Below are 14,837 nucleotides of genomic sequence, written 5' to 3'. Positions count from 1 at the left end.
ATGTTTCGTTACTTTGATTTTCCTCCACTACCGATAAATGTTCACACTGTCTTTCTTCGGATTTGATAGGCTACAATATGCTGACAGATTACTTTTACGACTGCAAAGAAAGGAACCGCAAGGATTAGCCCCACAACTCCAGCAATCTCCCCGCCCACAAGCAGGGCGAAAATGATCGTCAGCGGATGCATATGAAGCGTCTTGCCCACGATCTGTGGAGAAATAATATTCCCTTCTACAATTTGGCAGATAGTATTTACAACGATGACCAAAATAATCATTTTGAGCGATACCGTCGCTGCGAAGATAAGTGCAGGAGCAGCACCGAAGTATGGCCCGAGATAAGGAATAATATTGAACACGGCTACACATAACGCAAGCAGAAGCGCATAGGGCATGCCGATTATCCAATAGCCGATATATGCAAGCACACCGATAATAAGGCATACAAGAAATTGACCCCGGACGTAGCTTCCTAGCGCAGTATCAATTTCTCGGAATAGCATCACCGTATGCTTGCGATGCGAACGCGGCACATAAGCTATTACCGCCCTCTCGAAGACGTCAAAATCTTTCAATATGTAGAAGATGAGGAATGGTACGATAAGCGCAATGAAGAGCAAATTAATGGCGGCGCCAATATTCTCCATAAAGTCCGATATCGCTTTGCCTATGCGCTCCTCAAGAGCATAAATGGAGTCATTTAAACCGGAACGTACAGATGACGGCATCGTCTTGCTAACCCCGTCCATCATCTGTTCCGCCTTGGCATTCAGGTGGGGCATCTGATTGTTAAGCTCAGCAAGCTGCTTCACCAGCATGGGGATGATATTGACTAAAATCACGGTAACTACCGCAATAAACACTGCATAAATAAGCAGCACCGCCATCGTTCGCGGCACTTTCCGCTCATTGAGCAGGATTACGATGGGATTTAACACATAGGCAATGATCATGGCCACGAAGAAGGGGGCAAGCACGGCCTTGAGGAAGCCGTATACATGCCCGATAAGAGGTTTCATCATAAATAGAAAATAGAGGATGATAAGACCAAGCAGACAATAGATAGCCATTACAAAAAGACGGTTCTTCCAAAAACGCTCCACTGTATTATACACTCCGTTCATGTACGCTTGTGATGTAGAATGCTTGCAATACAGTAAAGTATGTGTAGCCTAGGGAGAAATTAATCCAACTGGTATCCCTTCCTCCATCCGCCATATGCGCTGATTGTCACTGCCGCGGAAGGGAAGTCCTGGACAACGGCGCTCCGCTGCGAATCGACCATCAACCAATACATCCACACAGTGAAGCAGCTCTTGCTGGTCAGCTGTTCCTCCTTCAAGCAGCTGCTCCACCGTATATCCCGTATATGCCCATATATGCCGACCCGACTGACGCAGCAGCCGGGCAAGTTCCTTCACTTCCTTCGCTTGCATGAACGGTTCTCCGCCGGACAGTGTGACATCCGTAAGCGGATTGGACAGTACCTCGGCTGCCACCTCCGCTACACTCATTTCCGTGCCGTTCATCATGTTCCACGATTGCGGGTTATGACACCCCTCGCACTGATGGGGGCAGCCGCTGAAGAACACAACTGTACGCAGCCCTTCGCCGTCAACGACACTGTCATGCAAAATAGATAGAACACGCATACTCATCGATGCTTCACCCGCTCCGTCTCTTCCTTCCGCTTCGCAGAGTTCCACTTGTCCATATCCCCTACCAAATAACCGGTAATGCGGCGAATGCGCTCAATCTGCGAACCTGAGCTTCCACACATCGGACAGCTATCTTCAATCGTATCTTGATGGCCGCATGTACGACAGCGATCAACAGGATGATTAAGAGAACCATACCCAATCCCGCTCATCGCCATTGCACGCACAATACGGTCAAGTGCCTGTGGGTTGGCTTTGGCGCTTCCATCCAGCTCAACATACGTGATATGCCCGGCATTGCACAGCTCATGGAACGGCCCTTCGATTTGAATCTTGTCGATTGCCTTCAACGAGTAATAGACGGGTACATGGAACGAGTTGGTGTAATATTTCCGATCTGTAATTCCTTTTCTCACGCCAAAATCATCCCGATCCCGGCTCGTAAATTTACCCGATAGACCTTCAGCCGGCGTCGCGATTAAGGAGAAATTAAGGCCTGTCGCTTCAATCGCCTCATCCATTCGCATACGCATATGAGACACAATGCGCATACCTAGCTTGCGTGCATCCTCAGACTGGCCATGATGGGAGCCAACAAGCGCTACAAGCGCCTCAGCAAGTCCGATAAAGCCAACACTAAGCGTCCCCTGCTTCAGGATATCTCCCAGCTCATCCTCGGGCTGCAAGTCCTCACTTCCGCGCCATACCCCTTGCTTCATAAGAAAGGCAAAGTCTCGCACCTGCTTCTTCGATTGATAGTCGAATCGCTCTCTCAACTGCTTCACTGTCAAGGACAGAAGCGAGTCCAATCGGCCAAAGAAATCATCCACACTGGACGACATCATAGCAAGGCGAACAAGATTCAAAGAGGTAAATGACAAGTTCCCTCTGCCGATCGCCGTTTCGTCCCCGTTCACATTGCCCATGACGCGCGTTCTGCAGCCCATGTAGCATGCCTCGCTCTCGGGTGTGCCGTTATCGTACTGCGAATTGAACGGAGCATCGAGAAAGGCAAAGTTAGGGAACAGCCGCTGCGCTGTCGTTTGCAAGGCAAGCTGGTACAGATCGTAATTCGGATCAGCAGGATCGAAGTTGACGCCTTTCTTCACTTTGAATATTTGAATTGGGAAGATAGGTGTTTCTCCTCTACCAAGACCGGCCTGCGTTGCGAGAAGAAACTGTTTAATCAGCATTCTCCCCTCCACAGAGGTGTCCGTGCCATAGTTCAATGAAATGAACGGTACCTGCCCACCGCCTCTAGAATGCATCGAGTTCGCATTATGAATGAATGCCTCGCAAGCCTGATATACGTCACGCTCCGTTAGTCTCCACGCCTCTGTCTCTAGATCGAAGTCTGCTTGCAGTGGCAGTGATTCCATATAGCGAATATGGCGATTGAATGTCTTGCGCACATAAGGGGCTACATCATAATCGAACATCGGATACGCCTGTCCGCCATGCTGCTGGTTTTGGTTCGCCTGCAATATAATCGATGCCAGCGCAAGCGCGCTCTTAATATCCTGCGGCTCGCGCATATATCCATGACCTGTGTTGAACCCCTGCTTCAACATCTTGCCCAGAGGAATCTGGCAGCACGTTGTCGTACCGGAGGCATAGAAATCAAGATCATGTGGATACATCAGGTTCTGCTCCACTGCATCTCTTACGTCAGCAGACAGCAGATGTTGAACCGCATACCAGCGTGCGCTTTCGCTAGCGATCTTCCCCATCATACCCATTGGCGATCTTCCATCTACATTCGCATTTTCCTGCATCAGATCCTGATTGCCACCGTCTACAATCTCGTGCAGCGATGCCGTCAAGTGTTCTGTGCTGGTCCGTTTGCTCCGATCCCATACTGCGTTCGTCCGTTTCATGGATACCATCGTCATATCAACTCATTCCTTTCTCTTTATGTACCATCATTTTCAGTGCAATTTGTCTATGTCAACTATATCTAGTGTTGTTATTTGAAAATGAGCACAATATGTATTATGAACGAACTCTTTTTCTCACAATATGAGATTCATCACGGACAAATGGCCGACCATGCAAAAAGCGCCCGCAATCGCCTCTATAAGGCGGTTACGAGCGCTTATGTTCCATATGGTGGATATTTCTGCCTGACCCTTACGATGAAGCCTGCGCCTCTGGGAACGAAGGTGCAGCAAATTCATCACCAAAAAACAAGTCATCCAGAGAGCTTAATGTGCCATCCTCTTCGACCTGGTAAACTGACATCTTGTCCCCGTTCACCGTCAGCTCTATATAACATCCCCAGCAATAAAATTGGTGGGAACCAATTTTCCCGATTTCTTTGGAATTGCAATTCGGGCATCGCAACATCGTATTCACCATTCCGTCCATTGACTAATTTGTTCGTACCGTTCAGGTTATCCGCCATCTTCGAAGATGATAACATCTGATCCCCATTTCAAGCGGCTTGTCCCATCTATCCGCCGTCTGCCTTCCAACAAGTCAGACAGCAAACCGTCTGAAATTTCCAGACCTGTTACTTGGTTACCCATATTTGGCTGAAAATAAACATCGGCGACCCATCCTAATTGCGATCCTTCACTTGTCATGACAGGCAAATCCTTCAACGCTCCATTCCCTGTCAAGAAAGCCCTCTCTATATGGATAGCCTCCGTATGCCGGATGGCTGTATCATTCGCGATCATTATTGCATCCTCACCACAAGCCGTTACCTCTTCCCAGCTTACAGAAGGAGGTGGTGATCCCTTGCGGGAACGACCTTCAAGCTCTATATGTGTGATAGTCCAATCATTCGAAATGCGGATATCCTTTACCTTGGTCAACCGCTTCCCCGTCTCAATTCCATATACGGGAAGGCCGATTAATTCCAACAGCTTCATATCGGGGCCCCCTCTTCAGCTAACGGCATTCACTTCCAAATGCAGGACGTTCCTCATCAGAATCAGGTAGATTCTCATTTCACGTACGTCCCCGGCCAACATGCCGCGTTATCTTCAAACGCCCCTCCTTTCACGCTGTGACAGTTCCCTTACTGTCTAGTACGAACACGTGATACGATGGTTGCAATTTGTTGCGCAGCGCAAGCAGCCTCTTCCCTAGTATTGCCCAAACCGAAGCTGAATCGTACAGCAGTTCTCTTGCGCTCATCTGGTAAATCCATAGCCTCTAGCACATGCGACAATTCAAGCGAGCCTGATGTGCAGGCAGATCCGCTCGAAGCCATAATTCCCGCCAAGTCCAAATTCATCAGCATTGTCTCCGTAGGCACATCCAAGAAACTAACATTCAATATATGCGGCAAATGCTCAGTAGGATGGCCATTCATGACCACTCGATCGCTGAGAGCTGCTGACAACTCTGTCCACAGCGTGCTGCGCACCTGCGCTAGTTCCTCCAGCTTCGCTGGAAGTGAGCCATTCGCTATCTCCATTGCCTTCGCCATTCCGGCAATCCCTGCTGCATTCTCCGTCCCTGCTCTGCGCTTGCGTTCTTGGCTTCCACCATACAGCAGAGGATCCCAGTGAACACCTGCGCGAGCATAGAGAACGCCTACTCCCTTGGGGCCATTAATCTTATGGGCAGAGAAACTGGCGAAGTCAACCGGCAACGCGTGCAGTTCGAGCTTCAAATGCCCGAGCACCTGAACAGCATCTGTATGCATCAGAATGCCGCGCTCACGTGCCAAGCGGCCAATTTCTTCTATCGGCTGAAGCGTGCCCACCTCGTTGTTGCCATACATGACACTAATGAGACAAGTATGCGGGCGCAGCGCAGCTTCAATTGCCTCAACCGATACTCGACCCAGCTGATCCGGCGCAACATAAGTAACCTCGAAGCCCAACTGCTCCAAGCGCTCGCACGCATGCAGCACTGCATGATGCTCCAATTGAGTCGTCACGATATGCGGCTTGCGTGCGGATGAATCGCCACTGCTTCCTTGCTGAGAAGCAGTTTCTGACGATTGCTGCAGCCAGGCAGACCATGCTGCACCGAAGATGGCAGCATTATCCCCTTCCGTTCCTCCACTCGTGAAGACAAGCTCCTGCGGCTGGCAGCCCAACTGGGCGGCAATACGATCGCGGGCTTGATTCAAGGCAAGCTTCGCTTCACGTCCGAACGCATGAACGCTGGAAGCGTTTCCGAACACTTGATGCATACTGTCGGTCATGGCTTGAAGTACGTCGGGATGAAGCGGAGTCGTCGCTGCATGGTCAAAATAGATGAGTTCCATTGTATTCCCTCGTTTCTGCTAATCCGTATGACAAATAACAATATCAAACTTCTCTCTCAAGATAAGTGGTCGTCAACCTATAGCTTGCTGTCCATCCATCGTCTAGATATAGAACATGTAGCTGTCCTGGCTTCCCACATCCTTATAGTTAACCAGATCGGCAAGAGTCGTGGAATCAAGTACCTGCGCAATGCTGTCCCGGATACGCAGCCACAAGTCACGCTTAGCCGGATCATCCTCTTCCGTGAAGTCGACTGGGGAGATTGGCCCTTCCAGCACGCGAATAATTTCACCTGCTGTAATATGTTCAGGAACGCCTGCCAGTATATAGCCGCCGTATGCGCCGCGAATACTCTTAACCAATCCAGCATTGCGCAGCGGCGCAATCAGCTGCTCCAAATAATGCTCGGACAGTTGGTTCTTCTCTGCAATACTCTTTAGCGACGTTGGGCCTTCTCCACAGCTCTTTGCCAGTTCCATCATAATCGTCAGGCCATAACGGCCTTTCGTTGAAATTTTCATATTATACACCTCATAGTTTTATTATCGTATAAATCCAATGTATTCCGATTAAGGTTCCCTGTATATCGTAACATAACTCTTCTCTTTATGGACAATAAACTGATGTGCCATTCACGAATTATTTCCATTTGCTTGAAATTTTCTTGACATCATCTCTTATTTCCGGTATACAAGCCCTTATGGTACAATATTAAAGGAAGTGAATTACTCTCGCTTTTGTACCAAGCCTGTATTAGTTTCAAGCTATTATGATAAAATCGCGAGCCGATAGCCATTATCGCAAGGCCATTCTTACAGCTCGCAGCAAAGACGGTGATACCATGACAAACTCTAATGCGAACACTCGCGTCGTCGTCGGCATGTCGGGCGGCGTAGATTCCTCGGTGACAGCACTGCTGCTTAAGCAACAAGGCTACGATGTCATCGGCATATTTATGAAAAACTGGGACGACACTGACGAGTTCGGACAGTGTACAGCCGAAACCGACGCGGAAGATGTTCGCCGCGTATGCGAACAAATCGGCATCCCTTATTATACGGTGAACTTCGAAAAGGAATATTTCGATAAGGTCTTCACCTATTTCTTAGACGAATATCGTCACGGTCGCACGCCAAATCCAGATGTGATGTGCAACCGTGAGATCAAATTCGGTGAGTTCCTGCAGAAAGCACTCGATCTGGGTGCAGACTATCTGGCGACAGGCCATTACGCGCGTGTCCTTCATGAAGACGGCAAGCATACGCTGCTGCGCGGTGTGGACGGGAATAAGGATCAGACCTACTTCCTTAATGCGCTGAACCAAGAACAACTAGCGAAGGCTATGTTCCCGATCGGCCATCTGCCGAAACCGGAGGTTCGCCGCATTGCGGAAGAAGCAGGACTAGCCACTGCCAAGAAGAAGGACAGCACCGGCGTATGCTTCATCGGTGAACGCAACTTCAAGCAGTTCCTGAGCCAGTACTTGCCTGCACAGCCTGGACAGATGATTGACATCCGTACAGGCGAGGTGAAGGGCCGCCATGACGGGCTTATGTATTACACGCTAGGTCAACGCCAAGGCTTGGGCATAGGCGGCTCAGGCAACGGAGAGCCATGGTTCGTTGCTGAGAAGGACTTGGCCAACAATGTTCTGTATGTGGTACAGGGGGATGATCACCCAAGCCTCTATTCCACAGGCCTCGTTGCAACTCAGGTCAACTGGATCGAAGGCGACATGCCAACTGAACCGATCCGCTGCACAGCCAAATTCCGTTACCGTCAGCCTGACCAAGGAGTTACTCTCCAGAAGAATGCGGACGGAACAGTTGAGGTAACATTCGACGTCAACCAACGCGCTGTAACACCTGGACAAGCAGTCGTCTTCTATGATGGCGACATTTGCCTGGGCGGTGGCACGATTGATATCGTCCGTAAATTGAAGGCGTAACACCCAGCAGGATTGCTGAACGATACAGGGGGTTATCCCGCACTGTGAAATTTCCACACGGTGCAGGATAACCCCCCTTCGTCATTGGGTCTAAATGCTTGATGCTGGATTCAGAATCGCATCATGGCTGGTTGCCGCCCCCAGCTTCTTCACATGAAGTCGCGCAATCCGGAAATGATCCGTTTCCTCAATGATGAATTCATACTCAAAGGCGCCTTCCACCCGAGTTCGCAGCCCCACTCTCGGAGGCACCTCCACCATGGCATACATCCAGCCGCCAATTGTATCATAATCCTCGGAAGAAATATTCGTCCCGAAGTACGCATTCACTTCTTCAATCAGCAAACGTCCATCAATCGAATAATTGGTTTCATTTTTCTTCTCAATTTGCGGACGCTCTTCATCAAATTCATCCTGAATCTCGCCAACGATCTCTTCCATAATATCTTCTAATGTGACCAAACCGGCTGTCCCACCGAATTCATCAATAAGCAGCGCGATTTGCACCTTATTTTTCTGCATCAGTTTCAACAAGGCACTAATTGACATCGATTCTGGGACACTTAACATTGGCCGAACAATCGTATGAATGCTCTCCAAATCATCAGGAGCCTTCACAATGTCGCGAATATGGATAAAGCCGATAATATTATCCTTATCGTTATCGCATACCGGATAACGAGTATGCATTTCCGTCAGCACTTTGGTCTTGTTTACTTCAAATGAATCCTCTGCATACAAACAGACCATATCGGTTCTTGGAATCATAATTTCCCGTGCATGCGTTTCCGTAAAGTCGAAAATGTTGTCTACAAGTGCCAATTCAGTATTATCAATGAGACCGCTCTTATGGCTTTCCTTGACTAGGATCCGAATCTCTTCTTCCGTATGAGCTGATTCATGCTCAGAAGCCGGCTCGATGCCGAATACCTTCAGCACCATATTAGCCGTACCATTCAATAGCCAGATGAACGGATACATCACTTTGTAGAATAAGCTTAATGGTCCTGCAGTCCACAATGCTACACGTTCCGATTTGCGTATCGCAAGCGTCTTAGGCGCAAGCTCACCGAGAACGATATGCAGCACGGTAATGATAATGAAGGCGATAGCAGTAGATATCGATGTAATCACCGCATTACTTGCACCGAGTGCCGTCAACGGTTCATACAGCAGCTGTGCGACTGTCTTCTCCCCAATCCATCCGAGACCAAGAGAAGCAAGCGTAATTCCCAATTGGCAGGCAGACAAATAAGCATCCAAATGCTCTGTCACATGCCGAGTCAGCTTCGCTTTCGCATTTCCCTCCTGCACGAGCGTATCCAGGCGACTTCCGCGCACCTTCACCATCGCGAACTCTGCCGCAACGAAAAAGCCATTCAAAAATACTAATAGCAGTACAAACAACAATCCCCAAAATATCGGTAACGGATCACTACTCACCCGATCTCCTGCCCACTCCCACTTCGAAACGGACAGGAACACCTCCCCATACAATAAAATAAAGACATATACTATTATATAAGAAAATACATAAGAATCCTACTCCCATACGCCTCTTCGTTGAACATATGAGAATTAGCGGGATTTGTTGTCTTTATGTATATTCTTTCTTTATATCGTCCTATCACCATTTTTGTTGAATATGAATCGGAACAATCAGCCTGCGATTTCGCGAAATTATTGCTCAACCGCGTATCGAACTGCTTCATTTAACAGCTCAAGTATATAAGCATCATCGCAAATATATAAAATATTTTGACCTTCTCTGCGATATCTGACGAAGCGATATGCACGAAGTGTTTTCAACTGATGAGATACTGCCGATTGTGATAATTGCAGAGCGTCAGCGACTTGATTTACGGCGCATTCCTCACGCGCAAGAAGTGACAAAATTCGAATACGTGTCGGATCACCCAACGCTTTGAACGTTTGCGATACCCGCTCCAGTACATCTGCATCCAAATCTTTTCCCAGGAAATAATTCATCTTCTTCTTCTCCTTTGTGTTGTTCATCTATATCTGGCTGCTTATGCGTGGGAACGAGATGAACATACCTACATATGTATGGCACTGTTGCCTGTAGGTTATGACAAAGCGAAGAAAAATAAACATGGATTCCTAAGGAATCCATGCCAATTGATTCAGAGCATGCATGAAGCCTGCTCCTACACAGCAGGAAGTGGCGTAGGAGTAGGTTCTGCATATCCCTCTTTGTATTTGGTATCAATAGCTTGGCGGATGTCTTTGGCCGACTTCCCGTCCCTCAGCATGAGGGACGCCTCTACGGCAATATCAAGGCACACACCACAGCGAGTGCCGTGATCATCCCATTCGATCTTCGCCTCTTCCTTCGAGGCGACGAAGCAATTCAAATTGCTCTGGTGGCCAGCTACTTCTCCGCATCCGCAATAACAAGGAATATATTGAAGTAATTCACTGTTCGTAGCAGCCAGCTGATAAACTTGTCGCATTTCCTTCTGTTTGTCATTCAAGAAAGGCGGAAGTTCGGCAACCGATGCCGTCGTTTGACGCAGATCGCCATTCTTCATCAGACGTTCATGATCTCCTGATGCTTGTCCGGCATGTTCTGCGCCTTCTTTGCCCGCAGGAGAACTGCCACAGCCTGCGACAATTGTTAATGCGATAAGACCAATAACCAATGAAAATGGTGCGAGTCGATTCAGACGATGTCCTTTGTTTCTGTTAGCTCTGTGCCTACGAATGAACATGAAAATACCTCCATCAAAGTATTCATTTCAAATTCAGTACAGGTCTGTCTACATTAAACGTACTAAACGTCGCCTCGCCCATGCGAGCCTCTTCTCCGCTCTTGGTTGATGCGCATCTTCGCTTCTGTCCCCTGCTCGTTCGCCATAAAGAATACCCGCTTCTTGATCAGGTCAGGCAGGTATTGCTGCTCTACATAGTGTCCTGGGTAGTCGTGTGGATACTGATAGCCCTTGTGTCCGAGCTTATCTGCACCTTTATAATGAGTATCTCGCAAATGCAATGGCACTTCAGCAGTCTTAATATCCTCAAATGCCTGCATGACGCGAGCAATGGCAAGCGGTATTGAGTTGGACTTCGGACTTTCTACCGCGAATAAGATAGCTTGTGCCACGATATACTTCGACTCCGGCCAGCCAATTCGATGATAGGCCTCCAATGCGCTCACAGCCTGCACCATTGCTTGCGGGTTCGCCAATCCGATATCCTCGCTGCATGCAACGGTTAATCTGCGAATGAACGTCATTGGATCCATGCCCAGCTTCTCGACCGCATACAGGAACCAGTACAATGCTGCATCACTGGAGCCGCGAATACTCTTGTGGAAGGCGGACAAGACGTCATACTGTACAGATTCATCTGCCTGCACAGTCGGCCGCCGAACGGATTCTTCCGCCACTTCCAGCGTAATGTGGACTGTCCCGTCTTCCTCCGGTGTCGTCGTCATTGCCGCCATCTCCAGCGCGTTCAATGCACGGCGTATGTCGCCATTCGCCATGGAAGCGATATGCTCAAGCGCATCCGGGTCTGCCTGAATCGGCATGAAGCCAAGCCCACGCTCCTTATCCACCAAAGCACGCTTCATCGCCATCAGCGAGTGCTCCTTCGTGAGCGGCTTTAATTGGAACAAGGTCGAACGACTGATCAACGCTCCATTTACATGATGGAATGGATTTTCCGTTGTTGCGCCGATGAATATAATCGTCCCCTTCTCAACGGCAGGCAGCAAGGCATCCTGCTGCGATCGATTGAAGCGATGAACCTCATCCAAGAACAGAATGGTCTTGGTGTTGTACATCTTCTTATTCGTATCCGCCTGTTCAATTACGGCTCGAACATCCTTAACTGATGCATCGACAGCATTTAAACGAACGAATTCACCCTTTGTCTGCTCCGAGATGATATTCGCGAGCGTTGTCTTGCCGCAGCCTGGGGGGCCATACAGTAATATCGAGGAGACCCGATCCGCTTCAATCGCTCTCCGCAGCAGTCTCCCCGGCCCTATAATATGTTCTTGGCCGATATATTCTTCCAATGTTCTTGGCCGGATTCGATCAGCCAGCAATCGCATCGTAGGATGCTGCTGTTCTTCCCCATAAGAGAATAGATCCATATCTGTCACCACGAATTACAAGTCTGCCAGCATATCGCGAATCACGACACTGACCATAATAAGCCCGGCTACCGGCGGTACGAATGCGTTACTGGATGGCGGTTGCTTCGCCTTCCGAATATCGGGGGCAGTATCCGGTACGATGCGCTCCGTAACATCCTCACGCGGCTTGATCGGCTCCTCTGTAGAGAACACAACCTTTACCCCTTTGCGAATGCCATCCTTGCGCAGCTTTTGCCGAATGACGCGGGCAATCGGGTCGTAAGACGTCTGCGAAATGTCAGCCACTTGGAAGCGCGAAGGATCCATCTTGTTCGCTGCACCCATGCTGGAAATGATAGGTATTTTACGTTTCAAACATTCTTTGATCAAGTGAATTTTATATACAATCGTATCTGATGCATCGACAACATAATCTAGCTCATACTTGAACAGTTCCTCATAGGTTTCTTCCGTATAGAACATGTTAAGCGCGATTGCGTCACAGTCTGGATTAATTAGCTTAATCCGCTCACGCATCAACTCCGCCTTCTTCTGACCTACTGTTGTCGTCAAGGCGTGAATTTGCCGGTTAATGTTCGTAATATCGACTGTATCTTTATCAATGAGAATAATTCGGCCTACACCGGTGCGTGCCAATGCCTCTGCAGCCATTGAGCCAACACCGCCGATTCCTAGAACTGCGACTGTGCTGTTTTTCAGCTTCTCTAATCCTTCAGGTCCAATCGCGAGTTCCGTACGTGAAAATTGATGCAGCATAACGTCCTTTTCCTCCTGCGTCTCATTATCCATGCATGGTTTATGCATCGTGTGATGTGCAATATTGCCCATCAATTGGCACACTTCTGCACAAATGGCAACACTTCTGCACAAAAAGCCATCATGCATCAAGTTCGCATCTTAGATGCTTAATCTACTACCTTCTATCGTACCATAGACGGGCTCAAGAGCATAGCGGAACGCCCCTTGCCCAAGCATCCGCTAGTAGGAATTTCGGGCGAGGGGCGTTGTATGCAGACAGCTTCTATTCAGCCGTCCGGCTTATTGCTCTTCGTTATTCTCTTGAGTCTTCTCTTCTTTTTCTTTCTTCTTGTACGTCGACTTAATATGCAAAACATCCAACTGAGACTTATCAACTACGTTAGGCGCATCTGTCATCAAGTCTGTTGCGCTTGCCGTTTTCGGGAATGCGATCGTCTCGCGCAAGTTCGTACGTCCTGCAAGCAGCATTACGAGGCGATCCAAGCCGAATGCAATACCACCGTGTGGAGGCGTACCATATTCGAAGGCATTCATCAAGAAGCCGAATTTTTGTTGTGCTTCTTCTGGTGTGAAGCCAAGCGCCGCGAACATCTTCTCTTGTACATCGCGGTTGTAAATACGCATCGAACCGCCGCCGATTTCATAACCATTCAAGACAAGGTCATAAGCTTGAGCGCGGATTTGGCCAGGATCAGTATCGAACAATGCCAAGTCTTCGTCCTTCGGACGTGTGAACGGATGGTGTTCCGCTACATAACGCTTCGCTTCTTCGTCGTAGCCAAGCAATGGGAAGTCAACAACCCATGCGAACTTGAACGCATTGTCATCGATCAGGTTCAAGCGGCGGCCGATCAAGAGACGAAGGTTGCCGAGCACATCGTATACCACTTTACGCTTGTCCGCAGAGAAGAGCAGCAAGTCTCCCTCTTCTGCGCCTGTACGCTCACGAAGGGATGCGATTTCTTCCTCGCTCATGAACTTCACGATTGGACCGCGGAATTCGCCGTCCTTCACTTGAATCCAAGCCAAGCCTTTCGCACCATAGCGTGCTGCATACGGTGCCAAATCATCGATGTCCTTACGGCTCCATGTTCCGCAGCCTTTTGCATTCAGGACTTTAACAACGCCGCCCTTTTCGATTACTGACCCAAACACCTTCACGCCGCTGTTTTGTACGATATCGCACACATCCACAAGCTCAAGGCCAAAGCGAAGATCCGGCTTATCGGAACCGTATTTCTCCATTGCATCTTGGTACGTAATGCGTTGGAATGGCGTAGGAATATCTACTCCTAATGTTGTCTTGAACAAACGAACCATCAATTGCTCCATCATTTCATGCAATTGCTCTGTAGACATGAAGGACGTTTCGATGTCCACCTGAGTGAATTCTGGTTGACGGTCTGCACGCAAGTCTTCATCGCGGAAACAGCGCGCAATCTGATAGTAACGCTCAACGCCGGATACCATAAGCAGCTGCTTGAAGATTTGCGGCGATTGCGGCAATGCATAGAATTCACCTGGATGCACACGGCTTGGTACTAGGTAGTCACGTGCGCCTTCTGGCGTAATCATTGTCAAGATTGGTGTTTCTACATCGATGAATTCATTCTCTTCCAGGAAATCACGGAATACTTTCGTTGCTTTGGAACGAAGCATCAGTGTCTTTTGCATTTCCGGACGACGAAGATCGAGGTAACGATATTTCAAACGAAGGGACTCATCAATTTCAATGCCGTCTTCGATGAAGAATGGCGGGTTCTTCGCTGCATTTAAGATTTCAATTTCCGTTACGCGTACTTCTACCTCTCCTGTTGGCAGATTCGGGTTCACCGTTTCTGCATCGCGTTCAACGACTGTACCGCGAACAGCAAGCACATACTCGTTACGCGCACGATCTGCAATGTCGTGAGCCTCTTGAGAGAAATCAGGGTTGAATACGACCTGTACAAGACCGCTTCTGTCGCGCAAATCAATAAATAATACCCCGCCCAAGTCACGACGACGCTGTACCCATCCATTCAGGGTAACCGTTTCGCCAATTCGTTCTTTTGTAATTTTTCCGCACTGATGCGTTTTGTACATCATAGGATGCACGCTCCTCACATTAATAT

General features: G+C 48.7%; 14 protein-coding genes. 1 reads left to right on the top strand and 13 read right to left on the bottom strand.

The window, feature by feature from the left end:
- Positions 1-41: 41 nt before the first annotated feature.
- From M3661_RS02900 to cymR, 7 genes are all read right to left on the bottom strand, one after another.
- Positions 42-1,106: an AI-2E family transporter gene (locus M3661_RS02900; RefSeq protein WP_065292199.1), complete on the bottom strand. Its 1,065-nt coding sequence runs from the start codon at positions 1,104-1,106 to the stop codon at positions 42-44.
- A 69-nt stretch (positions 1,107-1,175) separates the two neighbouring features.
- Positions 1,176-1,655, bottom strand: a complete 480-nt coding sequence (nrdG, locus tag M3661_RS02895) for an anaerobic ribonucleoside-triphosphate reductase activating protein (RefSeq protein ID WP_251482714.1) — start codon at positions 1,653-1,655, stop codon at positions 1,176-1,178.
- Positions 1,656-1,657: 2 nt separating this feature from the next.
- On the bottom strand, positions 1,658-3,547 hold the full coding sequence (locus M3661_RS02890; RefSeq protein WP_397376488.1) for an anaerobic ribonucleoside triphosphate reductase: 1,890 nt from the start codon (positions 3,545-3,547) through the stop codon (positions 1,658-1,660).
- 244 nt (positions 3,548-3,791) lie between these two features.
- A complete protein-coding gene (locus M3661_RS02885; RefSeq protein ID WP_065292209.1) occupies positions 3,792-4,007 on the bottom strand; it encodes a hypothetical protein in 216 nt (71 codons plus the stop codon).
- Positions 4,008-4,054: 47 nt separating this feature from the next.
- Positions 4,055-4,537 (bottom strand): PRC-barrel domain-containing protein, encoded by a 483-nt coding sequence (locus tag M3661_RS02880; protein WP_065292198.1) that lies wholly within the window; start codon positions 4,535-4,537, stop codon positions 4,055-4,057.
- Between the two features lie 149 nt (positions 4,538-4,686).
- Positions 4,687-5,889, bottom strand: a complete 1,203-nt coding sequence (locus M3661_RS02875) for a cysteine desulfurase family protein (RefSeq protein ID WP_251482214.1) — start codon at positions 5,887-5,889, stop codon at positions 4,687-4,689.
- 102 nt (positions 5,890-5,991) lie between these two features.
- The gene (cymR, locus tag M3661_RS02870; RefSeq protein WP_021257010.1) at positions 5,992-6,411 is read right to left on the bottom strand and encodes a cysteine metabolism transcriptional regulator CymR; all 420 of its coding nucleotides are present in this window, start codon (positions 6,409-6,411) and stop codon (positions 5,992-5,994) included.
- Between the two features lie 320 nt (positions 6,412-6,731).
- Here cymR and mnmA point away from each other — a divergent pair, with 320 nt between their 5' ends.
- Positions 6,732-7,838, top strand: a complete 1,107-nt coding sequence (gene mnmA, locus M3661_RS02865; RefSeq protein WP_251482212.1) for a tRNA 2-thiouridine(34) synthase MnmA — start codon at positions 6,732-6,734, stop codon at positions 7,836-7,838.
- A 90-nt stretch (positions 7,839-7,928) separates the two neighbouring features.
- Here the strand turns inward: mnmA and M3661_RS02860 are convergent, their stop codons facing one another.
- From M3661_RS02860 to aspS, 6 genes are all read right to left on the bottom strand, one after another.
- Positions 7,929-9,281, bottom strand: coding sequence for a hemolysin family protein (locus tag M3661_RS02860; protein ID WP_251482209.1), 1,353 nt, complete (start codon positions 9,279-9,281; stop codon positions 7,929-7,931).
- Positions 9,282-9,518: 237 nt separating this feature from the next.
- Positions 9,519-9,827, bottom strand: coding sequence for an ArsR/SmtB family transcription factor (locus M3661_RS02855; protein ID WP_021260659.1), 309 nt, complete (start codon positions 9,825-9,827; stop codon positions 9,519-9,521).
- Between the two features lie 179 nt (positions 9,828-10,006).
- Positions 10,007-10,570: a PCYCGC domain-containing protein gene (locus M3661_RS02850; protein ID WP_251482207.1), complete on the bottom strand. Its 564-nt coding sequence runs from the start codon at positions 10,568-10,570 to the stop codon at positions 10,007-10,009.
- Between the two features lie 62 nt (positions 10,571-10,632).
- On the bottom strand, positions 10,633-11,961 hold the full coding sequence (locus M3661_RS02845) for a replication-associated recombination protein A (RefSeq protein ID WP_251482712.1): 1,329 nt from the start codon (positions 11,959-11,961) through the stop codon (positions 10,633-10,635).
- A gap of 15 nt (positions 11,962-11,976) precedes the next feature.
- Positions 11,977-12,720 carry a tRNA threonylcarbamoyladenosine dehydratase gene (locus tag M3661_RS02840; protein ID WP_021257016.1) on the bottom strand — a complete coding sequence of 248 codons (744 nt, stop codon included), beginning with the start codon at positions 12,718-12,720 and terminating at the stop codon, positions 11,977-11,979.
- Between the two features lie 282 nt (positions 12,721-13,002).
- On the bottom strand, positions 13,003-14,811 hold the full coding sequence (gene aspS / locus M3661_RS02835) for an aspartate--tRNA ligase (protein WP_021257017.1): 1,809 nt from the start codon (positions 14,809-14,811) through the stop codon (positions 13,003-13,005).
- Positions 14,812-14,837: the final 26 nt, after the last annotated feature.

Source organism: Paenibacillus sp. MER 180 (assembly GCF_023713665.1).
GTDB lineage: Bacteria > Bacillota > Bacilli > Paenibacillales > Paenibacillaceae > Paenibacillus_B > Paenibacillus_B suaedae.
The sequence above is the reverse complement of the archived record's forward strand: the minus strand, read 5'-3'. Positions and strand labels throughout refer to the sequence as shown.

Bases quoted from the DNA above. Each gene is read 5' to 3' on its own strand.
- M3661_RS02880 (WP_065292198.1), bottom strand. From the start codon at position 4,537: ATGAAGCTGTTGGAATTAATCGGCCTTCCCGTATATGGAATTGAGACG.
- M3661_RS02845 (WP_251482712.1), bottom strand. From the start codon at position 11,961: ATGGATCTATTCTCTTATGGGGAAGAACAGCAGCATCCTACGATGCGA.
- M3661_RS02890 (WP_397376488.1), bottom strand. From the start codon at position 3,547: ATGGTATCCATGAAACGGACGAACGCAGTATGGGATCGGAGCAAACGG.
- M3661_RS02875 (WP_251482214.1), bottom strand. From the start codon at position 5,889: ATGGAACTCATCTATTTTGACCATGCAGCGACGACTCCGCTTCATCCC.
- M3661_RS02850 (WP_251482207.1), bottom strand. From the start codon at position 10,570: ATGTTCATTCGTAGGCACAGAGCTAACAGAAACAAAGGACATCGTCTG.
- M3661_RS02885 (WP_065292209.1), bottom strand. From the start codon at position 4,007: ATGTTGCGATGCCCGAATTGCAATTCCAAAGAAATCGGGAAAATTGGT.
- aspS (WP_021257017.1), bottom strand. From the start codon at position 14,811: ATGATGTACAAAACGCATCAGTGCGGAAAAATTACAAAAGAACGAATT.
- mnmA (WP_251482212.1), top strand. From the start codon at position 6,732: ATGACAAACTCTAATGCGAACACTCGCGTCGTCGTCGGCATGTCGGGC.
- M3661_RS02855 (WP_021260659.1), bottom strand. From the start codon at position 9,827: ATGAATTATTTCCTGGGAAAAGATTTGGATGCAGATGTACTGGAGCGG.
- cymR (WP_021257010.1), bottom strand. From the start codon at position 6,411: ATGAAAATTTCAACGAAAGGCCGTTATGGCCTGACGATTATGATGGAA.
- M3661_RS02840 (WP_021257016.1), bottom strand. From the start codon at position 12,720: ATGCTGCATCAATTTTCACGTACGGAACTCGCGATTGGACCTGAAGGA.
- nrdG (WP_251482714.1), bottom strand. From the start codon at position 1,655: ATGCGTGTTCTATCTATTTTGCATGACAGTGTCGTTGACGGCGAAGGG.